This is a genomic window from Aquamicrobium soli, assembly GCF_042646345.1.
Taxonomy (GTDB): domain Bacteria; phylum Pseudomonadota; class Alphaproteobacteria; order Rhizobiales; family Rhizobiaceae; genus Mesorhizobium; species Mesorhizobium soli_A.
Window position 1 is genome coordinate 1 of the sequence record NZ_JBHRTK010000019.1, and the last position, 19,679, is coordinate 19,679.

At 60.2% G+C, this 19,679-nt stretch carries 25 protein-coding genes and 1 other RNA gene; 3 read left to right on the forward strand and 23 right to left on the reverse strand.

What is annotated here, in order from left to right:
• Positions 1-139 precede the first annotated feature (139 nt).
• The 19 genes from ACFOHJ_RS18320 to ACFOHJ_RS18410 all read right to left on the reverse strand — a co-directional run bounded on the left by ACFOHJ_RS18320 (position 140) and on the right by ACFOHJ_RS18410 (position 12,687).
• Positions 140-1,405, reverse strand: a complete 1,266-nt coding sequence (locus ACFOHJ_RS18320) for a phage portal protein (RefSeq protein WP_378223122.1) — start codon at positions 1,403-1,405, stop codon at positions 140-142.
• Positions 1,402-3,219: a terminase large subunit gene (locus tag ACFOHJ_RS18325; protein ID WP_378223125.1), complete on the reverse strand. Its 1,818-nt coding sequence runs from the start codon at positions 3,217-3,219 to the stop codon at positions 1,402-1,404. The genes ACFOHJ_RS18320 and ACFOHJ_RS18325 overlap by 4 nt, the downstream gene beginning before the upstream one ends.
• Entirely contained in the window at positions 3,194-3,625 is a 432-nt protein-coding gene (locus tag ACFOHJ_RS18330) for a P27 family phage terminase small subunit (protein WP_378223127.1), read from the reverse strand. Before ACFOHJ_RS18330 ends, ACFOHJ_RS18325 begins: the two co-directional genes overlap by 26 nt.
• A 93-nt stretch (positions 3,626-3,718) precedes the next feature.
• Positions 3,719-4,069, reverse strand: a complete 351-nt coding sequence (locus ACFOHJ_RS18335) for a hypothetical protein (RefSeq protein WP_378223130.1) — start codon at positions 4,067-4,069, stop codon at positions 3,719-3,721.
• Positions 4,070-5,216: 1,147 nt separating this feature from the next.
• Positions 5,217-5,545, reverse strand: a transfer-messenger RNA (tmRNA) gene (ssrA, locus tag ACFOHJ_RS18340).
• A gap of 294 nt (positions 5,546-5,839) precedes the next feature.
• The gene (gene nusG, locus ACFOHJ_RS18345; protein WP_378223133.1) at positions 5,840-6,463 is read right to left on the reverse strand and encodes a transcription termination/antitermination protein NusG; all 624 of its coding nucleotides are present in this window, start codon (positions 6,461-6,463) and stop codon (positions 5,840-5,842) included.
• Positions 6,460-6,828 (reverse strand): hypothetical protein, encoded by a 369-nt coding sequence (locus tag ACFOHJ_RS18350; protein WP_378223136.1) that lies wholly within the window; start codon positions 6,826-6,828, stop codon positions 6,460-6,462. The genes nusG and ACFOHJ_RS18350 overlap by 4 nt, the downstream gene beginning before the upstream one ends.
• Before the next feature lie 103 nt (positions 6,829-6,931).
• Positions 6,932-7,204 (reverse strand): hypothetical protein, encoded by a 273-nt coding sequence (locus ACFOHJ_RS18355; RefSeq protein ID WP_378223138.1) that lies wholly within the window; start codon positions 7,202-7,204, stop codon positions 6,932-6,934.
• Positions 7,201-7,458, reverse strand: a complete 258-nt coding sequence (locus ACFOHJ_RS18360) for a hypothetical protein (RefSeq protein ID WP_378223140.1) — start codon at positions 7,456-7,458, stop codon at positions 7,201-7,203. The genes ACFOHJ_RS18355 and ACFOHJ_RS18360 overlap by 4 nt, the downstream gene beginning before the upstream one ends.
• Positions 7,455-8,291 (reverse strand): hypothetical protein, encoded by an 837-nt coding sequence (locus ACFOHJ_RS18365; protein WP_378223142.1) that lies wholly within the window; start codon positions 8,289-8,291, stop codon positions 7,455-7,457. Before ACFOHJ_RS18365 ends, ACFOHJ_RS18360 begins: the two co-directional genes overlap by 4 nt.
• Entirely contained in the window at positions 8,288-8,542 is a 255-nt protein-coding gene (locus ACFOHJ_RS18370) for a hypothetical protein (protein WP_378223143.1), read from the reverse strand. The genes ACFOHJ_RS18365 and ACFOHJ_RS18370 overlap by 4 nt, the downstream gene beginning before the upstream one ends.
• Complete coding sequence (locus ACFOHJ_RS18375; protein ID WP_378223145.1) at positions 8,539-9,363, reverse strand: hypothetical protein; 825 nt, start codon at positions 9,361-9,363, stop codon at positions 8,539-8,541. Before ACFOHJ_RS18375 ends, ACFOHJ_RS18370 begins: the two co-directional genes overlap by 4 nt.
• Positions 9,363-10,769, reverse strand: a complete 1,407-nt coding sequence (locus ACFOHJ_RS18380; protein WP_378223148.1) for a replicative DNA helicase — start codon at positions 10,767-10,769, stop codon at positions 9,363-9,365. Before ACFOHJ_RS18380 ends, ACFOHJ_RS18375 begins: the two co-directional genes overlap by 1 nt.
• 35 nt (positions 10,770-10,804) lie before the next feature.
• A complete protein-coding gene (locus tag ACFOHJ_RS18385; RefSeq protein ID WP_378223149.1) occupies positions 10,805-10,999 on the reverse strand; it encodes a hypothetical protein in 195 nt (64 codons plus the stop codon).
• Positions 10,996-11,193: a helix-turn-helix transcriptional regulator gene (locus ACFOHJ_RS18390; protein ID WP_378223151.1), complete on the reverse strand. Its 198-nt coding sequence runs from the start codon at positions 11,191-11,193 to the stop codon at positions 10,996-10,998. The genes ACFOHJ_RS18385 and ACFOHJ_RS18390 overlap by 4 nt, the downstream gene beginning before the upstream one ends.
• Positions 11,186-11,476, reverse strand: coding sequence for a hypothetical protein (locus ACFOHJ_RS18395; protein ID WP_378223154.1), 291 nt, complete (start codon positions 11,474-11,476; stop codon positions 11,186-11,188). The genes ACFOHJ_RS18390 and ACFOHJ_RS18395 overlap by 8 nt, the downstream gene beginning before the upstream one ends.
• A complete protein-coding gene (locus ACFOHJ_RS18400) occupies positions 11,469-11,855 on the reverse strand; it encodes a hypothetical protein (protein WP_378223155.1) in 387 nt (128 codons plus the stop codon). Before ACFOHJ_RS18400 ends, ACFOHJ_RS18395 begins: the two co-directional genes overlap by 8 nt.
• Before the next feature lie 228 nt (positions 11,856-12,083).
• Positions 12,084-12,485 (reverse strand): twin-arginine translocation signal domain-containing protein, encoded by a 402-nt coding sequence (locus ACFOHJ_RS18405; protein ID WP_378223158.1) that lies wholly within the window; start codon positions 12,483-12,485, stop codon positions 12,084-12,086.
• A 10-nt stretch (positions 12,486-12,495) separates the two neighbouring features.
• Positions 12,496-12,687 (reverse strand): hypothetical protein, encoded by a 192-nt coding sequence (locus tag ACFOHJ_RS18410; protein WP_378223160.1) that lies wholly within the window; start codon positions 12,685-12,687, stop codon positions 12,496-12,498.
• Between the two features lie 143 nt (positions 12,688-12,830).
• Between ACFOHJ_RS18410 and ACFOHJ_RS18415 the strand changes: the two genes are divergently transcribed.
• The gene (locus ACFOHJ_RS18415) at positions 12,831-13,589 is read left to right on the forward strand and encodes an Arc family DNA-binding protein (protein WP_378223163.1); all 759 of its coding nucleotides are present in this window, start codon (positions 12,831-12,833) and stop codon (positions 13,587-13,589) included.
• Between the two features lie 241 nt (positions 13,590-13,830).
• On the opposite strand, the gene ACFOHJ_RS18420 is transcribed toward ACFOHJ_RS18415, so the two are convergent.
• The 4 genes from ACFOHJ_RS18420 to ACFOHJ_RS18435 form a co-directional block, all read right to left on the reverse strand.
• Positions 13,831-14,442, reverse strand: coding sequence for a DUF3800 domain-containing protein (locus tag ACFOHJ_RS18420; protein ID WP_378223165.1), 612 nt, complete (start codon positions 14,440-14,442; stop codon positions 13,831-13,833).
• A 27-nt stretch (positions 14,443-14,469) separates the two neighbouring features.
• Positions 14,470-15,651, reverse strand: coding sequence for a tyrosine-type recombinase/integrase (locus ACFOHJ_RS18425; RefSeq protein ID WP_378223167.1), 1,182 nt, complete (start codon positions 15,649-15,651; stop codon positions 14,470-14,472).
• 214 nt (positions 15,652-15,865) lie between these two features.
• The gene (locus ACFOHJ_RS18430; RefSeq protein WP_378223206.1) at positions 15,866-17,002 is read right to left on the reverse strand and encodes a tyrosine-type recombinase/integrase; all 1,137 of its coding nucleotides are present in this window, start codon (positions 17,000-17,002) and stop codon (positions 15,866-15,868) included.
• Entirely contained in the window at positions 17,002-17,286 is a 285-nt protein-coding gene (locus tag ACFOHJ_RS18435) for a helix-turn-helix transcriptional regulator (protein ID WP_378223169.1), read from the reverse strand. The genes ACFOHJ_RS18430 and ACFOHJ_RS18435 overlap by 1 nt, the downstream gene beginning before the upstream one ends.
• 696 nt (positions 17,287-17,982) lie before the next feature.
• Between ACFOHJ_RS18435 and ACFOHJ_RS18440 the strand changes: the two genes are divergently transcribed.
• Together ACFOHJ_RS18440 and ACFOHJ_RS18445 are read left to right on the forward strand one after the other, a co-directional pair.
• Positions 17,983-18,987, forward strand: coding sequence for a hypothetical protein (locus ACFOHJ_RS18440; RefSeq protein WP_378223170.1), 1,005 nt, complete (start codon positions 17,983-17,985; stop codon positions 18,985-18,987).
• Positions 18,984-19,679, forward strand: a complete 696-nt coding sequence (locus ACFOHJ_RS18445; RefSeq protein ID WP_378223171.1) for a hypothetical protein — start codon at positions 18,984-18,986, stop codon at positions 19,677-19,679. The genes ACFOHJ_RS18440 and ACFOHJ_RS18445 overlap by 4 nt, the downstream gene beginning before the upstream one ends.

Below are 19,679 nucleotides of genomic sequence, written 5' to 3' on the forward strand. Positions count from 1 at the left end.
GCGCGCCACGACCTCACTGAACCAACCGCCAATATCTGCAACCTCGCCGAACACGGCGGCATAACCCGTCACGGTCATCTTGCCGGCGGCGTCGGCACGATACTCGACCGGCCGGACAAGCGAGCGCTTTTCGGCGCCCTCAGGCTTGTGGCTCATTGCCATCTCCATTTTCGGTTTTCGGCTCAGCCGGGGCAGGCTTCAACGGCTGCTTGCCGAGCACGATAGTCGCACCCTGCACCAGCAACTCGTCGGCATCCGGATTCCCGTGCTTCGGCCTGTTCTCCAGGGCGCGGGCTTCGTTTGGCGTGATCTGCGCCGTCTGGATCGCGCGGGCGATGCCCTCGATCCTGCTCTTGAAGTCGCCGCGTTGGAGACCGTCGAGGTTGTGTTCGACATAGCGGCCAGACCTGCCGCGCCCGAACAGCTTCAGATTGGCCTCGTCTTCGAAGGCCTTCGCCCACTGGCCGATCAGGTGCTTGACCAGATGAAGATCCTGCTGCTCGACGTTGGAAAACGTCCCCTTGCTAAGGTCCTGCAGGAAAGCCGGCGGCATCTGATATGCTCGGGCAATCTCCTGAATCTGGAACAACCTCGCCTCAACCATCTGCCCCTTGGCGGGATCAAAGCCAACCGGCGACAGTTTATGGTTGGGCGGCAGCGGAAATATCGGTTTGTCGGTGCGTTTCGCGGCGTCGATCACGCGGCTGACATCGGCCATCGCCCGCTCCAGACCGCCTTTTGCGGACGGAACCGGCCCCTCCAGGGCCAGGGGCGGAACGCCGCCACCGGCGAAGAAGTTGCTGCCGTAGTCGTTCATGGCGAGCGCGAGCTGGATTGCCTTCGCCGCCAGCATGATGGGCCCGCGATGCGTGATCTGGTCCTCGTTGAGCATAAACGGCACGTCAATCACATCGGCGGCCGGATAGGTCTTGCCATCGAAATGGTAGACCAGATCGAAGCCGACGCGTTTGACAGTCGTTTTGCGCGGGTCCATCGGCCACAGCGCCTCGATCACGGACCCGTTGCGCTCAATCCAGGCAAGACCACGCCCACCGGTAAAGACCTGCTGCCAGAACCATTGCCGGAATTTGAACGACCCCATGAGGTCATTCGGCGCATCGTGGATCGTGACAGCCGTCTTTCCCGTAAGACGGACCGCGCCCTTGTCGGTGTCGCGGTAGGCATGCAATGGCAACGTCGCCATGGTGCGAGACAGAAACGCCACCGCCGAAAGCACCGCCGGCACCGTCAAGGCGCTCGCGACCGACACGTGAGGCAGCTTCACAGAGGAAAGGCCGAAAAAGGCCATGAACTCTGTGGACTGCGACACTGGAACCGTCGGGTTCTCAATGCTGGCCGATCGCGCCTCGCTAGCACCGCGACTAAATTCGATACCGATCTTCATGTATCCACCAGTGTGAAATTCGGATCGTCCCACGGTGAAACCGGGGCCTCGTAGGTCTCGACCACTTCGGAAGCCCCGGCGAGCATCGCTAGGACGACCAGGCCGTCGATGCGTCCGCGCTGGACCTTCTTGACGAAGAAGCGGTTGTTCTGCGCGTCGGCCTGCACCGCCGCGTTGCCCGAGCACCATTTCGTCACCGGGCTTTCGTCGATGACGATCTGCTTGGTGAGGATCATGTCCTCAAGCTGCTGAAGGCTGCGCGGCATCCACAGCGCCTTCTTGGAGTTCATGCCCAGCCGGCCTTGGCCATGGATCATGATTTTCAGGCCGGAGCCGTATTCCTGTTCCTCGGGAATGTAGATCCACGTCTCGAGGCCGATCCGGTCGCATGCCTGGCGAAAATCGGTCAGGAACGCCGGGTCCACCACCAGCACCTCGACATCGAGGTCGTTGGCTATCTTCTGGACCTCGGCCGCCACGAAATCGTACTCGATCGACCGGCCTGGAACGACGTTGATCAGCGGCGGCTTTGCTGCGGCCCACTCGACATACTGAGCGTGATCCTCCGTAGCCCGTTCGGCCAGCTTGTATTCCGGCTTCCAGTACCGAACCGTGGCCCGGAGCACTTCGTTTTCGTCGTGCCAGCCGATACCAAGGGCGGTGAGGTCGTTCTTCTTCGACAGGTCGAGCGACAGGAAGACGCTGCGCCCCTTTGCCTGTTTCAGGTTGGCGGTACCTTGAACCCCTTCCCATGCGTCGAGGTCGATCCAGTATTCCGACGAGCCGACGGGAACGCCGAAGTAGAGCCTTTCCGTCTGTAGCCGCGTCCCGACCGACCGTTTCGAGGAATTGACCTCGATCCGGACATTGTCGATCGGGAACGTGATCCCGATGCATGGCATCGACTTCGGCCAGCAGCTTTCGTCCTCGAACGGCTTATCGCCGGGATCAACGCGGGCGATGAACGCGAACGCCGAATCGTCCTCGGCCTCGCCGCGCAAGATGCGCTGATGCTGTTCGCTCCATTCCGTCGCCACGACTTGGTCAGCGGCCGGCGTGTTCGTCGACATCCACAGCAGGAAGTCACCGGGCATCTTGGCGCCGGCCGACCGCCACGTTTTCAGCGGCCCGTCCGTCTTCCATTCATGTATTTCGTCGGCGGCCACGAAGGACGGGCGGGGGCCGTTAACTCGCTCGTCGCCGGCCAGGGCACGGAATTTAGAGCCGGTAGCGGGATGCTCCAGCATCCATGTCATGTCGCCTTTGCCGCGCGCGATCAGATCGCCACGGCCGACCAGCGATTCGCCCTCGAAGGCCGGTTCCGGCATTTCCGCATTGGCCATCGCGACCGCATCGCCGAAGAGCACGTTCGCCTGGTTGCGGTCCTTGGCGATTGCGTAGCACTCGGCGCGCGGGATGCCGCAATAGGCCATCCTGTAGAGCCCGATCGCCGCGGCTACCGGCGATTTGATCTGCCCCTTTCCTGCTTCGACCCACGCGGTGCGGAACCGCAGGCGACCATCGGCCCGAAACCATCCGAACAGCGACCCGACAACGAACGTCGTGTAGCTCGGCAGGTTGAACGGTTCGCCCGCCTTTGCGCCGGCCGTCACGGTGAGCATGGCCGGGAAGAACCCCAGCGCATGCGCCGCCTTGTCGGGGCGCCAGGTCAGCCCGCGCTTGTGGCCGTGCTCGATGTCGTCGAGGTGACGCCGGCAGGCCCGAATGGCCAGTTCGCCGGAGACGATACGCCCCTCAACAACGTCGCGAGCCCAGGCGGTTACCGGATCATCCGGTACGGCTGGTGTAGGCATCTGCTGCCCTCGGCTTGGCCTGCTTGCGGTCGACCTTCGTTGCGGCGCCACGTCGGCGCGGGGATATGCCCAACTCCGCCTCCAGTGCTGCCGCATCCGAGCCGGCTTCGCGCATGGCCGTGAAATACGGGCTGATCCGGGCGATGGCCTTGCTGTTGCCCCGGCGCGGTTTCGTCACCACGCCGTTTTCAGCCACTTCCCGGTACATGCGGTCGAACATCAGGTAGGCGCACACCAGCCGCTGGATCGAATGGCCGGTGGCGGGTGCCAGTAGTTGGCGCTCCTTCATCTCGGTGGTTATGATCCGCCAATGTTCGTGCGCCGAAACTTGCTCGACGTCGTCGTCGAACAACTTCGACCAGTCCGGCTCGACCACAATGGCGCCAGTGCCTTCAATCACGTTCATGCACGTCATCCCTACGGGATGGCCCCAACTTTTTGTTCTGAAACTGTTGCCACTGCAAACGATTGCCCCGGACGGTTAGGCCCCCGAAGCCCCTTAGGGATCGACCCTCCCCCTCCCGTCAAGCCGGCGCCACGGGTGGTTCGGATCAAGCGGCGTTCCGTCTACTGTCGCGCCCTTGATGATGAGCTTGCCGCCCTGCCTACGCTTGCCCGAGGCGAGTTCCTTCACCTGTGCGTCGTGGTTGCCGCACAAGGTGCGGGTGTTGCTCAGCACGTCCAGGGCGGTCGGATGGTCCACGTTCGGCCGGCGCTTGATGTGGTCGCAGGTGAGGCGATACGTCGGCGTCTGGCATCCGGGTACCGTGCAGCGCCATCCGTCCCGTTGATGGCAGGACTGCTTGAGCGAGCGCCAGTGCGTCGTCTGGTAGTAAGCGTTACGGGCCATATTTCTGGACAGATACGACTTTTCCGACATAAACTTGTTACGGATGCGACCATACCCACGACAAATGAGGGGGATAGATGGATGGGAGTCGGCGCAACATCAGTAGGGAGGACGTTGTTTCGTTCTCCGCACGGCACGAAATACCTACCCGTATCGCTAAGGCTATTCTCCGAATACACGGCCCATCGGCCGCCCAGTGTGACGCGGCTGCGATAGCATACCGAAAGCGTGTCGAAGGCCAGGTCGCTGGTCCCTTGAAACCCGCGCCAGAAAACGAGCGCCAAAGCTTTCGCCACAGTCCGCTCAGGCCCAACTTATAGCGAGATGGCGCGCAAGGAGCCTTCGCTGTCGGCCGAAGGAAACCCTCAGCGCCGGAGCGGTGACCGGCGTGGTGCGCAAGCTCCTTGTCGTCTCTGCCCGGCGGACTGGTGGCTTGCAGGGCATCGTCAATCTCTCTTGCCCCCGCGCGCCACGTTTGATTACCTTTGATTGTTTTCAAACCTTGGGGGAGATGGGGAGAATGCTTCGTTCTTTGACTGCGCAATTCGGCCTGGCTTTGGCTTTTCTGGTTATCTCTGGATCGATCAGCTATTCCGCCGACCCAGTAACTGAGCCACAAAACTCTGCCCAGCAATCAGTCCTCCAAACGTCAGATCCTGTGACGCCAACAAGGCGTATGTGCATTCGCTGCCCTGGGCCGGCGGCATGCTACGTCAATTCATGCGATGACAACTATCGCAATTGCAGTTCTCTGGGAGCCTGCAGCATAAGCTCCTGCCCGCCTTACCCGTTGTGTCCATTCTAGAACATCGCGGGGAACGCCATGCCTTGTCCGTTCGCCGTTCCTGATAGGTGCGAGGCGGCTCCCGTACGGTGGGCCTTTGAATGACTTATCCTCACGGCAATTGCCTAGCGGGCCTCGCTACACCGTCTTGCGACGGCGATCTGTCAGGACGGGCCGGCCGTTACCCCGGCAAGCGTGAATTCGGTGGAGCCACGCCAACCCCTTCCGCGACGGTTGCACCGAATACATTGCCGTCATTATGGAAGTGCATGTTGCGGGACGAGATTTCCCGCGTCCGTCCTGATCTCTATCCGCTCTCGCGGAAACTGGTGCCCTGCTTCTGTTGCCAAGCGCAGGGCGGCTCCGCTTATGCCGCTACGCGACGATCAGCGAGGGGAACGTTGTCGTTGACCCTTTGGTTTTGGCCGCGATGAGGGTGCCTGCCATGCCCGAGCGCGTATCTTCCTTCCCGCAGGCGTCGATCCTGTTTCGCCCCCAGCAAAAGCAGATAGCCCGCGTCTTCGCCACGGTCTTACGCTTCTGGTTCGGTGACACGCGCGGCATCTGCTCGCTCGATCCGCCGACCGCCAGTCGTCGTCTATCTACTTGTGGTGGAGGCGGCGGGTTCCGCCCCCGCGTCCGACTGCTTTCCGGTCAATCCGGATTACGCTCATTTCCCGTTGCCAACGGAAACTCTGCCCGTCCCGCATCGCGGTCAGGGGAACGCGCCGTTCTAGACCGACGACTTCCGAGAATGGGAGCTACCCGCGCTCGGCGCGCTGGCAAGGAACGAAGCCCTTGCCTACCCGTGAAACTGATCTCTGGATACAAGCCGCCCTTGCGCTCAGTGCATCTGGCTGAGCTGGGCCTGCTCCGCTGGCACTGCCGTTCGGCCCCCAAACAGTCGAGCAAATCATCCGACGCAGAATATAGGCGATTTGCGTCAATTCGACAACACTGAACATTTGTTGTGCAGAAATGCACTATCAGGCGACCTTCCGTTTCCTCTTTTTCGGGAGGTCTTCGAGGTGATCTGGTTCGAACTCAACCGGCGTCATCCGGCCGAAGATGTTAACCAGCGCCTTTACGCGGTCGTCGTGGGTGAGCGTTTCCACCTCAGCGAGGAATGTTGCGAATGGCCCCTCGGTCACAATGAACTGCCGACCGATCCCGAACCGCTTTTCAAGCCTGCTTCTGTCCGTTTCTCCCCGTGCCCGCTTTGCTGCTTTAGTCTCGTCATAGACGCCCTCGAACTCGGCCGTCATCATCACCTCGATTACCTTGGCCGGGATCAGCAGTGGACCTACCGCGCCCTTCAGCGGGCCGACGACGCCGTTGATCCCGCGAACCTCTGACCAGTCGTCTGCCACCTGTTCCGGCCGAGGATGGACAATGAACACATAGTTCGGCATCAGCGGCTCGGACCGTTCGGTCAGTACGCGTAGACGACGGTTCTGCTTGTCGTAGCGCCGCCGTGGCAGATAGACGTCATACCCTGCCTCGCGCAGCTCAGCGAAGACGCTGTCTGCCATTCCGCCCTTGACCCGCACAACGAACCAGCGACGATCCTGGATCGTGACGGCCATGCAGTTCGGAACCTTGATCTTCAATCGTCTGCCCTCCAATAGAGCTTGTACTGCTTGGGCTTCCGGTAGAGGCGACCACCGTGATACTCGTGGGTGCCGTATTCGGCGCGCCGGATCACGGATCGCTGGCGATGCTCGGATAGTCTGGTTCCTGTCGGCCGCCATTCGATGATGGGCGACCAGGACCGAAGCTTCTCTGGCGGCTCGATTTGATACCAGTCGTTGCCGTCATTGAAGAACCGGCGATGGCCTTGGTCGACCGCAGCGCCATAATGATTGATGCGCAACTCGCAGATCATGCCCCACATGTCGGGCGTAAAGGTCGACACGTGCCGCCAAGGGTTCTGGCGGTCGTAGGCCTCACGTGCCTGGCGCTCAGCGATGGTCACGGCCACCTCCGGTTCACATACCGAACGAGCGCCCATATCAGGGTCCAGCCAAGGGGCAGACCCACAAACAAAATGACCATTCCGGTCGCTTGGTCGATTGAGCTCATCGGCCTACCTTCGCCAGTACGCGCCGGAAGTGATCTGCCTTGGCGGTGGTCGCCCGCGATATCAGGCCACCGTTGCCGCCTTGGTACTTGCCGGCGATCATGGTGCCGCTCTCGTCGAACGTGATCGCGTCGACGAGCGCTTTGCCAGCGTCGGCCAGTTCTTCGATCAACCGCCCGTAGCGTTCTTCCGACTGGCGATGCTGACTGATCATCAGCGCAGCCGTTGCCTCGGCGTCGGCGGCGCGTTCTTCCGGGGTTGGTTGCGTCATATTGAGGCCACCAGCACATCTTCGATGTCAGGCAGTGCCGACACTGCGACCGTTTCGCCGCCGCTGCTTCCAAGCGGGCCGTCGATTGACTGCGTCACCGCCGTGATGAAGACCGGCACCACGATATACCTAGCCCGCTTTTCCTTGGTGAGTGTGTCGGCGATCTCCTGGGCATGGAACTGGCCGGGTGTGACGTCGACGAGGCTGCCGGATGCCGTGTAGACGCCGAACCATGTTGCGGGTTTCGTGGTCATGCTGATGCCTTTCGCTTCTTCCGAGTTTTCTTGAACCAGGTGACCGCCAGCGCCTTCCAGACCGGCACCTTGTGGGCGACCGAGAAGATTTTCGCCTCGTGCTCGGCAGTGGCGCCCGCCGTCTCGATTTCCTTCGTCAGGTCCTCGGGCTCGAATGCGTCGCAGTATTCCTCGTCGGTCATCAGCAGTTCGACCGCCTTGATGTGAGCGTCCTTGATCGGCGCGAGGTTGGCCTTGGCCAGCACTTCGAGAATCTGTCGGGCCTTCATTGCCGTGTGCTTCTTGACCAAGGCCGAGATCGCCGTGATTGCGACCGTGTCGCCGGCCTCGTAGCGGTGCGGAGTGGTCAGCAGCACCTTGATCCCAGCCCGGTCGCAAACATGCTGGGTATCGAGGGCGTGTTCCTCTCCGGCCGTTAGCGCGGCTTGATGAAGTTGAAGCTTGGTGACGCCAAGCCGGTCGACGTTCTGCCCGATGAAGGCCGACGCCTGCGCCGTCTGGTCGGGCGCCTCGACGATCTGGACCGGGATGCGGTGAATGCTGGGATGGCTGGCGGCGGCGATGCAGGTGTGCTGCCCGTCGATCACCTTCAAGGCGGTCGAACCGTCCTCGGATTCGGCATAGGCGCAGACAGGTGCCCGGAACTTCGACCAGTCCCAATGCTCGATCATTTTCCTGATTTGGCGGATGCCGCGCTCGCCGATGTCCCGCTGGTAGGAGGGATCCACAAACAGCGTTGTCGGATCGACCGTTTCGAAGATCGGTTCGCCGGTAGCCGGCGGCGTCGGCCTCAAGTCGCTGATGTTGATCGGATAGACATGGCGCAGGGTCATTTGCGCTCTCCGTCAGCGCGGGAAATCTCGTAGTCGACCGCGTCGATGACTTGCTGGAAAACCTTGGCGCCCGATGAACCGATCTCAATCCACCTGGTCAGGTACTTTTTTGCCGCTATCCAATCGCAGACAGGAAGGCGCAACATCGCTCTGGTGAGTTCGCTCTGAGCTTTGCCAGTCTCGGACACGAACGTCAGAATGGCGTCTTCAAACGCCCGTGGTGGCCGGTCTTTTCGCGCCTTTTTCGTCATGCTGCTAACTCCGGTTCGCGCCAGCCGTGGCCGTCGCCTTGTTGCAGGAGGTGAGAGGGAACGATGCATCCAGGCTGGCCGGGAACTGGCCCCCAATCCTTGGCCGACCACTTGGCCTCGCGCCGGCTGTAGGCCAGCCGCTTTTGCCACTGTTCGTCGGTCAGCTCCCGATTGTCCGTGACGAAACCCTCGAAGCGGCGCTTGCTGATGAACCGGCAGGCGTGCTGGATTTCCAGATCGGGTTTCGTTCGAAGGAACGCCTTGAAGGGGGCTATCGCCGCCTGTGCCAAGGCACGGTCGTTATCGTCGAGTTTTTGCCACGCCTGGAACGCTTCCAGCTTCGACATGTTCGGCGTTCGAGGGTACGCCTTCCAGAAGGCCTCGAAGGCGTCCGGGTAGGCCGTCTTTTTCTTCGGCTTGGGCGGATTGTCCGAACTCGTTTCGGACAAAGAATCTTTCTGTTCTGTATCTGTCTCTGTCTCTGGTCTAGCATCCGCTTGCGCAGCGCTAGCAGGCGCTTGCATCGTGCTAGCGTCCGCTTGCGGAATTTCGAGAAAACCACATTCTATCAATGGTTTAAGTTTTGGGAGCCTATCAAGGTAGGCAACCCGCTTGAGATAGGCGGGGTTGTTCGGCACAAAGCCGTTATTCCTGGATGCGACGAGCATGCAAACAACTGCTAGCAGCTTGCTAGCATCGTCTAGCGTCACCCAATCTTCGCTAGCAAGCAGGGCAAAATGCAGCTTGATCCACGGCGGGTTGCGGTCCTTGTAATGCTGGAACTGCTCCCAATTCCTGACTTTCAATTGGCTGTGCGACATCAGTACCTCGCCGCGTTTCGAACTGCAGAACAGGCGATGTCGATGAACAGGTCGATGGTCTTGACCGGGCCGTTGCGTTGCTTGCCGATGATGAACTCAAGCTTGTTCTGGCAGTCGATCAGGCGCTGGGAGCGCTCGACCTCGTCGTCAGCGTCCTTGGCCTTCTCCTTTTCGAGGTAGTAGGCCTCGCGAAACAGGAAGACGATCGTGTCCGCATCCTGTTCGATCGCGCCGCTGTCGCGGAGGTCGGACATGACCGGGCGCCGCTCGTGGATCGGTCGGCTTTCGATGTTTCGACTGAGCTGCGACAGCGCAACCATGCCGATGTTGAACTCTCGGGCCATGTCCTTGAGCCCGCCAGAGATTTCAGTGATCTCGTTGTTGCGGTTTCCGCTGTACCGGGAAGATGGGCGGATGAGCTGGAGATAGTCGACGAACAGAACGCCCAGCGGCGTACCCCGAGCCTCGGCTTCCTCCATCATGCGCTCGGTCTTGACGCGCACGTCCGACATGGAAAGGCCGGGCTGTTCCTCGATCCACAGAGGTATCCTGGCGATGTCCTCGCTAGCGACCCTCAGCGTTTCAAGCTCGCGGGGCTCGACGCGCCCGGTGATCAGATTGCTGTAGGCAATCTTCACCCCTCTGTCGTAGGCGATGTCGGTCAGCGCCCGCATGGCGAGCCGGTTCGAACCCATTTCCAGGGAAATGAAACCAGTGCCGACGCCGCTTCGCGCGGTGCTGATTGCGATGGACAGGCCAGTTGCTGTCTTGCCCATACTCGGCCGGGCCCCGACCACGGTCATTTCGCCGCGCTGGATGCCACCAGTTGCCCGGTTCACGTCTGTCAGGCCATAGGTGATACCCGTCAGCCCGTGCCCTCGCCTTTGGGCTTCCTCTATTTCGAGGAACGCGCTTTCTGCCGCCTGCGCGAGGGTGACGCGCGACTTCCGGTTACCAGTTGACCGAAGCTCCGACGCGATCGCATCGAGGTCCGCGGCGACCGCCTGGATGGTCGCCTTGGTATCGGATGCAGCGTCGTGGGCCGTGTCGCGCAGCATCTTGCCGACCTCAGCGGTTTTCAGCCTCGCCCATTGAGAGACAACGGCCTTGCCCCCACGCTCAAGGGCAGCCGGGCCGGTGAAGACCTTGGACGCCAGCCAGGCCATGTACTCCATTGGTGACTGCTCAACTTTCTGACTGAACAGAATGTTGGCGTCGGCCGGTAGGAGCCGGGAGACGATCGGCATGGAGGTCGCACCATACTGGTCATGCGCGGCGCGGATCGCATGGAACAGCAGACGGTGAACGTCGGCGACGAAATGTTCTTCCCTCAGGAAGGACATCACCTTGCGGAAGTCGCCGCCAAACAGGAGCGTGCCAAGCACGTCCTGCTCGATCTCCGGCACATAGGCCTCGTCGGGGATAGTCGACTGCGCAGTGCTCAAGGCCGGTGCCCCGTGTTCGGCGAGGGGCGGTAGGTGTTTGCGACGTAGGTATAGAAGAACGCACCAAATGCCTTACCAGCGGCATGGGCGTCGGCCTTGTCACCTGTCTTCTCGGCTTTAGCCCGCAGGTCGCGCCATTCGAGGAAAGCGCGCTCCTGCTCGGCGTTCATGGCGTCGTCGATCGCGCTCATGCGGCCCGCCTTTCCGCCGCTGCCTTGAGGGCAGCGAGGATTTCCGATTGGGGCCAGCGGGAACAGGAACCGAGTTTGAGAGGCCGGGGAAGATGCCCCCGATCCATTTCGCGATAGAGGGTCGGCACGCTGATTTTCAGCATGGCCGAGACTTCCTTGGCGGTCAGAAGCAGATCGACGGTAAGGTCAGCCAATGCACTGCCCTCCATCAAAGAAAGTCAGCGCAGCCCGCAGGACGTTGACTGTCAGTTCGGGTTGACCGCCGCAAGTTGCTTCCTCGTCGGCTACCAGGCGGATCGCCGCGATGGCTTCCTCCAGACTGGTAGCGGCCGGCGGACTCGTGCACAGACGATTGTAGGACGGGCGGTACGTTGCTTCGGCAAGAGCATCCTCATCGCCGGCATCGCATTCTGTCGCGTTGTTGATCGCCAGTTGCTCGCGGTACTCTTGGATGAGCGAAAGGAGGGTTTCAGCCATGGCTCTGCCCTCCAGCCTGATGATCCCTCGGCACGCGTGCAACCTTTTCAGGGTGGCCGCAAAGCGCGGCCGCCTCTCGAATGAGTGCTGAACCGAAGCCGAGGCAATCGCCGCCTAGATCATCATAGGCGCCATAGTGAGTGATACAGGACAGCTTGGCAGCGAGGTCGAGCAACGACGTTGCAGGCAAGCTGCATATTTGCGCCATCACCGCATCGGTTTCGTCACAGCGGCGGTCCACTTCATCGTCATCTAGACCAGGCTCGTCGCTGCGATCCCGCAGAGCGTCCCACTTGGCGAATAAAGCCATGATCGGGGAGGTTTCTGGCGTGGTTTCCACCGTGCGATGGTTCGCAATCCGATTGGGGAGGTTAGCCATTGCGGTTGCCTCCCGTCATGCGCTGCGCCTGCTCTATGTCTCCCCGCCATATGGCAGCGTGTGCGTCCTGCCGGAGCTTGTCGGCGCGGTCCCTCGCGATCGAAAGGAGGGCATCGCAGCGTTCACGGTCGCTAACGTTGAGCTGCGTTTCGCAAAGGGTATCCAACAGGTGATAGAGGTGTCGGATGTCGCACTCGAGGACTGCGAGTAACCTTTCGTCGGGGCTGATCATGCGTCATCACCCTCACGATCCAGGTAGGCGAGCGCGGATTTTAGAGCGCCCTCTGCCAGGCTGTCGTTTATCGCGTCGTCCTCCAAGGCGATCCTGATCGCCTCCCGAACGCCCGCCATGCTGCTTGCCTCAAGGTTGCCGTACGCGATAGCCTTGAACGAGGGGAGATAAGTCGCCTCTACATAGAGTCTCTCGTTCTCCTTCGTTAGGACGTCGTCCGGGATGGCCGCAAAGGCCTTGATCCCGGCCCGGTATTGGCTGATGGCCTCCAAGAGAGGATCGTGAACTGCGGCAGCCACCGGAACGGCGACCGGGACGGCGGCGCCGACCATCGCCGTGTTGGCGAGAAACCGACGCCGGTTGATTTCCGGGGCGGACATGCTATTTTCAGTCATCATCTTTCCTTCCTTAGCGGGGTTGGTGGGTGACATGGCTCGGCGAGGGTGCAACCTCGGCCGAGCCTTTTGCTTTCATGGCCGCGCGTATGGCGCGGACAATCTGTGCGTTCTTCGACGTGAAATCGGCTTTTGCCTCCTGTTCCAAAAAACGCATGGCATCGGCTGGTAGCCGAACCGTCATGCGGGTTTCTTCGATGCGCAAAGCTACCTCCTGTTTACCAATTTTGGTAATGCCGACTTGGCATCACCCAAAAGGTATGGCATCGACACACCTATAGTGTCAAGTCGGCATCATTCCGATTTGGCAGTATCTGTGCATAAAGCGAGTTTTGGGGAGTGTGCACGATGGCTGATGATCAGGACGACCGGTTTCCGAGCGAACGGATGGAACGCTTCATCGTGCGCATGCCCGACGGGATGCGCGAAATGATCAGAGAAGCCGCAGACGCAAACGGCAGGTCCATGAATGCAGAGATTGTCGTCCGTCTAGGCCAATCGTTCGCAAATTGGCCACCGATCAATATTCCGATCGAGTTCTACGACAGAGCGGTTAACTCGCCGATGGAGATTCGGGAGAAGGTGGAAAAGCAGATCAATGATGCCGCACTTCGGATACTTGAAGAAGCCTATCCCGCCCCACGCCAACCGGGATGGCCATTTCACGACTTAAGAATACACGTCCTGCAGTGGTATTCAGATGCTTGGCATCCGGTGGACTGGGACGCTTGGACCCGTTTTAGAGCCGATGAAGAAACTCCTACTATCGAACGAAGGATGACGGAAGCTGAGAACTATTTCGTTGTGCTTGTATTTGATGAGTACAGAATGATCCGCAATATCATTCCCCATAATTACGTATTACGGAACGGAAAATTCGTAAGCGCCGCTTTTGAGCGTCTAAATGAGGAAGAGCGACAGGAATATAATCGCTATATGACTGCAATAACAGATACCAAGCAAGACCGACAGAGAATTCGTGAACTTCGGCGTAAGATGGATCCTGCCTTGTCACTGCCTCCCGCTCTAGGAGAGAAACTCCGGGAGATGTTGAAGGGCCTTACGGACGATGACACTCTTGACATGCTATTGAAACAAGTTTCTTGATGAAGTCACCATCTTGATAATGATACTCAATGACCCCGTGATCTTCTGCTTCTGTGCTCGCGCCTTGGAGAGAGTTTCCGGCCGACTGATGCCAGTAGTGAGTTGACGAACTTTCACTTTTCGATTGAAAGTTCACGCGAATAGACTATCTTATCCGGTGAAAAGTCGCCCTGCCTAGCCGAACTGTCACCGGATGGTGTGCGTGCTTGGCGTTCGTCAGGATAGGCAGGCGGGGCGCACCCTACTTGAAATCCCATACATCCTCTATCTTACCGGCGATCATTTTCCGCCAGCGCTCAGCATCTGCCCTATCTTTCCTGTAAGATCGAGCAATTGCCCCTGTGCACATATCAGCCAGTTGGACGAGATTGTCACTCCGCGAGTCAGCAAAAACAAACTTCTTGATAGCCCCCTTTTCGGTGTGTCGTCGAAGATAACCGCTGAGTTCATTTCTGAAGGATCGATCGCCAGAGCCGTCGAGCATGACCCTGGCATCCTTGAGCAAGCCATTATCGAACCGCAGCATCGACTTGACGAAGAAGCTATAGAACTTCTCCTTCTCTGTCCGAAGCGTGGGACTGTAAATGCGATCCTTCTGAACAACGATCGCGCGTACGCAGAAGTCGAGCGGCGCCACCGATTCAAAGAATGCATCGCGAATGCAGGGACGACTGCCGGAGAACTTGAACTCTGGCTTCACGTCAAGTGTTTTGGCCGCGTTCTCAATTACTTTCCGAGCAGAAGCGGCGCCCTCCCTGCTTTGAAAAGCAACAAGGCAAACCACAAAAGTGGGAGAGGACCCTTTGTTGAGCTTGAAGCCGGGATCGCCCGACTCATCAATGAACACCAGCATTCAGACACACTGGAACGACGCTGATGACTATTTCAACTCTCCAGGAGCGTTTCCCTCTTTGGTTACCCACTTTCCCCACTTCTGCATCACATCGCGCCGCTGCTCCAGATAGTCCGTCCGTCTATAGGCGCGCTCGACCGCGCCGCCGACGACATGGCCCAGCACCGTCTCTGCAACCTCGTATGGCGTTTCTGTCTGTTCCTCGATCCAGTCGCGCAAGGATGACCGGAAGCCGTGCGGTCGATAAACCAGCTTTGCCCGCTGCATGAACATGCCCATGGTCATATCGCTGATGACGCCCCGCCGCTGGCTGGGGAACAGGAAGCCGCCCCGCGCATGACGCCGGGCTTCCTCGATCACGGCGAGGGCTTCAGTGGATAGCGGCACGCGGAAATCGGGCGTGACGTCTCGCTTGCCCTTCATGGCCTCGCCTGGGATCGTCCACACGTCGCCGACGATCTGGTCTTCGTGGATATGCCGCAACGGGCTGGAGCGAACGCCTGTGAGGATCAGGAGCCGCAAGGCAAGGTGAGTGACCGAGCCGTCGGAAAGAGACTGGTAGAAGGCTGGCACGTCCTTCCACGGCATCGCCGGTATGTTCTCTGCCTTGTGGCGGGACTTGCCGAGGAGGGCTTTGGCCTTTTCCGTCGCCTGTAGATCAACCTCGAGCCCAAGCGCAGCCGCGTGGCGCATGACAATGCCGAGCCGATTGAGAGCCTTGCGCGCCGTCTCGGCCTTGGCGTGCCAGATCGGGGCCAGGGTGTCGCGGATATCCTTCTGGTCCAGATCAGCCACAGGGATCTTGCCAAGCTTCGGCAGAATATGCAGTTGCAGCGGCGTGAACCATCGGCCGGCCTTGCCATCGCCCTTGAGTTCGGCCTTGCGGGATTCGAAGGCATCTTCGGCCACATCCTTCAGGAGGTGGATGTTCCGGGCATCCTCGCGGCGTTTGCGGGTACGCTCCTTGATAGGGTCCATCCCTGCGTGTACCACCTTTCGGCACTCGCTTGCCGCCTCCCGCGCTTCCTTAAGCGACACAAGGCTTAGCGAGCCGAGGCCCATCTCCCGACGCCGGCCATGGATCGTAAAACGGAGCACCCATTGTGCACCATTTTCGCGCTTGTAGATCCACAATCCGCCGCCATCTGCGTGCTTGCCTGGAGGAAGCGAAGAAACTGCCTTCGCGGTCAGTCGATGCATGGCTCCCATAGCCGTTATGCCCCCGTTTTTGCGTCCCCTGAACTATCCCCTTTTTCCAGCGCGCTACAGGGCAAAAGCGTGAGAAGGGGAGCGAAAGGGGGACACTAAATAAGAAAGCGATATCAAGCACATTGAGAAGGGCAGAGACAAGCTGAAAAGTGTAGCAAATACAATGGGATGCTTCTTCTGGGCACCATCCCTTTTCTAAGGGATTGGTTTTGTTTCATGAAATGGCGATTTTTGCCCCACCTTGGGGCAACCCCTCGGCGGGTGGGACAGTTTTGTCCTGTGTTTGTTCGGGAATCAGCTTGTGGGCGGCCTTGCCGGCAAGGCGCTTCCGGTTCGCATTTCGCGTGTAAACTTCCGTCTGCTTCTTCGTCGTCCAACCGAATATAGCCATAAGCTCGCTGTCCGTAGCGCCGTTGTCCGCTGCGATAGTCGCGCCGGCCTTGCGCAGGCCGTGCATAGAGCACTGCGGCAAATTGGCACCGTCGCACCAATCCCTGAACTTGTTGCCGAGGCCGTTCGCTGTGAACGCCCTGCCCTGCTCGTTGATGAGGAAGGTCAGGTCGCCGGTTTTTGACGCGGCGATGGTCTTTGCCAGGACCGGCAGCAATGGCATTTCGACGGTGACGCCACTGGTCTTGATGGTCTTGGTCGGCGTGATCTTTATCCAGCCGTCGCGGACGTGCTGCCTGCCGAAAATGGCTACCTGCTTCCGGCGCAGGCCCGTGAACATGGCGATGTCCTTGGCAAGCCGCGCCGTCGTGCCGACCGGGTATTTCGCATCGAACGCTTCGACCTCGTCGAGGGTCCACGTGTGAAATCCTTCACCGGTCGCGATGTCCTTGATGCGCAAGGCCGGGTTTGCATCCATGATGCCGCTCTCGACGGCCCAGCCGAACATGGCCGAAATTGTCTTGACGACGTTGTTCTGTGCGCCGGCCGTGTCCCTGATCGCGTCTCGAATCTCGATGACGTGCTTGCGCTGCATGAGGGCGAAGGGAAGCGAGCCGCGCCGCTTGCCCTTGTGCTTGCTGTCGCAGATTTCTTCGAGCAGCCGAATCCGCCGGTCTAGCTGATCCTGCGCCATCTTGTTCTTAGCGCGGGTGCGGTACTGCGTGACCAGCCAGTCCAAGGTGCCCTCTGTCGTCGTCTGGCGAACCGCAACGGCGGGTGCTTGCTTCTCGGGCTGGTAGGGCACGCCGAGGCGAGCGCAGGCTACTTCGCGCTCGAATGCCTTCGTTCCAGGCACTTCGCGCAACCTGACCTTCGGCTTTCCCGTGGCGCGAAAATACAGCCGCACATTCTTGTGCCTGTCGCGGTCGACGGAAACACCTTTGGGCAGGTTCTTTGGCATCAGTCCCAAGGATTGTCCTTCGTCGCAATGTCGTCAATGGGTTCTGATCGATGTGGTAAAGACCGGAACGCGGCGGCGACTTCCGCCACGTCCCACACCAAGCGGCCACCAATCAACCGAGCGTCCGGCATCCTGCCGTCGGCTATGAGGCGATCAAACAGCGTGGCGCCGATCCCGATAAAGGCCGCTGCCTGTTCGCGGCCCATGCCGATGGGGGCGAGGTTGTCAGGAAGGATCGAAGACGGTCGCTTCATCGGCCGGCCCTCGCGACGATCCAGATCCATATGGTGCAGATCGCAAGCCCGACGATCGAGCCGAGAAGAACCTGCGCGGCGAAGCTGCACCCGGCCGGCTGCTGATCCGGTTCGGTCGGTTTTGGGAGAGGTCCCCGCGCAAGAGCTTCAGCCTCCACGATCCTCCCGCCTGCCTCCATGAGCATTCTGTCCATGATCGGTCGATGTCGATCCTGATTGACGATCAGGCACCCGATGGTTTCGTCATCAACACGTTCTCTCCCCGAGACGATCCAATCGCGTGCCGCGATTACGTCAAGGAGCGGATCGGTATTCGATGGGAACCGCACCGATCCAACGATAACCATAGCCACCAAAGTTCATCGCTGCGAACAGGATCAAGCGCGCCTTACAAGCTCATTGAAAGCTACGTCTATCGTGATGCCGACGGTACGCCGTTGCGGAAGGTTGATCGGAAAGAGCGCTCTAATCCGGCCAAAAGGGCCGGAGCGGGGAAAGACAAGTCGTTTCCTCAGTCCCATTGGGATGGCAAAAATTGGGTGTTCGGGGCCTCCGAGGTCAAGCACGTACCCTATCGGCTGCCTGACCTGCTTCGGATGCGCGCGGAAAGCGATCACAACACGGTCCATATCACCGAGGGTGAGCGCCACACCGACAAGCTGATGGCGTTGGGGATCGCGTCGACGTGCTGCGATGGCGGCGCCGGCAAATGGTATCCCGAAATGAATGCCTTCTTCGAAGGCGCGACGGTCAGCCACGACGGCGAACATCGTCCTGTCAGGGTTACTGGCGGTCGACGGCGTCAACCTCGCGGTGAACGATCGTGTGCTGGTGAAGAGCCAGGCCGACGCACGGCAGAACGGCATCTATATCGCCGCCACGGGGCTCTGGCAGCGTGCCCGCGACTTCGACAGCAACCGGGACGTGACCAAGGGGACGCGCGTCACGGTCACCGATGGGGAAACGTTGGCGGGCCGTGATTACGTGCTGACCTCGCCCAATCCGATCAATGTTGGATCGTCGGACATCGTCATCACGGAAGCGCGTTCCAGCGACGGCGCCGGCCATGCGGACGCGGCGGCGGCATCGGCGGCGCTGGCGCAGAAGTGGGCCAACGAGGAAGAAGACACGCCGGTGGTGGGCGATCTTTACTCGGCCTTCCATTGGGCAATGAAGGCCGCTGAAGTCGTTGTGGCGGGTATAGCGGCCATCATCCACGGCTCGCCTGTGAAGGACGCGCCGGTCGATGCCGATGAGCTTGCGTTGGTGGATAGCGAAGCAGCATGGGCCGGTAGGAAGCTGACGTGGGCGAAGCTGAAAGAACGTCTTGTTGCCCAATTGACGGGCACGGTCGCCGGCACGTTCCTGGCCGGGGACAAGGGTGTGCTGCTCGCCGGCTCGACCGGGCTAAAGGGCTACACCGCCGACGTGGCGGCTGACGATGGCAACATCGCCGGCACGACCTATGAGCCGGTCCCTCTCACCCGCAACTGGCGCAAGGTAACCAATAACGGCGCCGGCACCTTCAAGGCCCCGACGACGGCGGGCTGCTACAGCATGACGGTGCGCGTCATCAACACGGCGTCGGCCGGCGCGATCACCTTCACCGGCTTCACGGCGGGCTTCCCGAAGGGCGACACGCTCACCCTGAGCGCTACGGGCGTCTTCGACGTGGTCATCAGCAAGATGGACAGCCAATGCACCGCCTACATCGTGCAGGTGGTCGCATGACCCAAGGCCTCTTCATGCCGATCTATCGGCCGCCTCGGTCGGACATCTACACCACGGACTTCCGCGAATACGTGGTCGGTATTCAGCCGCCCGACTGGACGAAACGTTACGCTACGGACTTTACCGCTACCGTCGAAACGGCCTCAGGGTCGCTGTCGGGCCGCGCATTGCGTTGGATTAAGCCCGCAGCGTCGCGACAAGCACTTTCGTGGGACCGAGTTCCTTTGGCCGCCGACCTTGACATACTGGTCCGGTTCCGGGCGATCGCGAGTTGGACAGATGCCAGCAACTTCATAAGCGCCTATGCAAGGGGCGCTGGCGCGGCAGGAACCGAGACGGGGTATCGAAATCTCGGATACGGGATCACGACGAACTCCCGGTGGGCCGCCGTAACCGGGCGCTACGTTTCTGGAACATACACGCCTCTAGGCTCCATAAGCACCGGCCCGTCGCCCAACTATGTGATCAATGAATGGGCTTGGCTCCGCTTCAATGTTTCTGGAACATCCCTCCGTAGAAAAATGTGGCATTCCGCCGCTGCCGAACCTGCTGCTTGGGCCGAAACGGTAACAGACACCCAAGTTTCTTCCGCCGGTTGGTGCGGTCTGAATAACGCCGGCGGTAACCCCGATACCGAGGTTGACTTTTTCGGCGTCGGCCTGAACGGCCAGACCGTCCCGTTGCCAGTCTAG

Excerpts from the sequence above, each read along its gene's own strand:
- ACFOHJ_RS18415 (WP_378223163.1), top strand. The coding sequence starts at position 12,831 with ATGGCTGATGATCAGGACGACCGGTTTCCGAGCGAACGGATGGAACGC.
- ACFOHJ_RS18425 (WP_378223167.1), bottom strand. The coding sequence starts at position 15,651 with ATGGGAGCCATGCATCGACTGACCGCGAAGGCAGTTTCTTCGCTTCCT.
- ACFOHJ_RS18365 (WP_378223142.1), bottom strand. The coding sequence starts at position 8,291 with ATGACCCTGCGCCATGTCTATCCGATCAACATCAGCGACTTGAGGCCG.
- ACFOHJ_RS18335 (WP_378223130.1), bottom strand. The coding sequence starts at position 4,069 with ATGGCCCGTAACGCTTACTACCAGACGACGCACTGGCGCTCGCTCAAG.
- ACFOHJ_RS18440 (WP_378223170.1), top strand. The coding sequence starts at position 17,983 with ATGCCTTCTTCGAAGGCGCGACGGTCAGCCACGACGGCGAACATCGTC.
- ACFOHJ_RS18375 (WP_378223145.1), bottom strand. The coding sequence starts at position 9,363 with ATGTCGCACAGCCAATTGAAAGTCAGGAATTGGGAGCAGTTCCAGCAT.
- ACFOHJ_RS18435 (WP_378223169.1), bottom strand. The coding sequence starts at position 17,286 with ATGGATCTGGATCGTCGCGAGGGCCGGCCGATGAAGCGACCGTCTTCG.
- ACFOHJ_RS18385 (WP_378223149.1), bottom strand. The coding sequence starts at position 10,999 with ATGAGCGCGATCGACGACGCCATGAACGCCGAGCAGGAGCGCGCTTTC.
- ACFOHJ_RS18405 (WP_378223158.1), bottom strand. The coding sequence starts at position 12,485 with ATGATGACTGAAAATAGCATGTCCGCCCCGGAAATCAACCGGCGTCGG.
- ACFOHJ_RS18430 (WP_378223206.1), bottom strand. The coding sequence starts at position 17,002 with ATGCCAAAGAACCTGCCCAAAGGTGTTTCCGTCGACCGCGACAGGCAC.
- ACFOHJ_RS18360 (WP_378223140.1), bottom strand. The coding sequence starts at position 7,458 with ATGACCACGAAACCCGCAACATGGTTCGGCGTCTACACGGCATCCGGC.
- ACFOHJ_RS18320 (WP_378223122.1), bottom strand. The coding sequence starts at position 1,405 with ATGAAGATCGGTATCGAATTTAGTCGCGGTGCTAGCGAGGCGCGATCG.
- ACFOHJ_RS18370 (WP_378223143.1), bottom strand. The coding sequence starts at position 8,542 with ATGACGAAAAAGGCGCGAAAAGACCGGCCACCACGGGCGTTTGAAGAC.
- ACFOHJ_RS18445 (WP_378223171.1), top strand. The coding sequence starts at position 18,984 with ATGACCCAAGGCCTCTTCATGCCGATCTATCGGCCGCCTCGGTCGGAC.
- ACFOHJ_RS18325 (WP_378223125.1), bottom strand. The coding sequence starts at position 3,219 with ATGCCTACACCAGCCGTACCGGATGATCCGGTAACCGCCTGGGCTCGC.
- ACFOHJ_RS18355 (WP_378223138.1), bottom strand. The coding sequence starts at position 7,204 with ATGACGCAACCAACCCCGGAAGAACGCGCCGCCGACGCCGAGGCAACG.
- ACFOHJ_RS18420 (WP_378223165.1), bottom strand. The coding sequence starts at position 14,442 with ATGCTGGTGTTCATTGATGAGTCGGGCGATCCCGGCTTCAAGCTCAAC.
- ACFOHJ_RS18400 (WP_378223155.1), bottom strand. The coding sequence starts at position 11,855 with ATGGCTAACCTCCCCAATCGGATTGCGAACCATCGCACGGTGGAAACC.
- ACFOHJ_RS18395 (WP_378223154.1), bottom strand. The coding sequence starts at position 11,476 with ATGGCTGAAACCCTCCTTTCGCTCATCCAAGAGTACCGCGAGCAACTG.
- ACFOHJ_RS18330 (WP_378223127.1), bottom strand. The coding sequence starts at position 3,625 with ATGAACGTGATTGAAGGCACTGGCGCCATTGTGGTCGAGCCGGACTGG.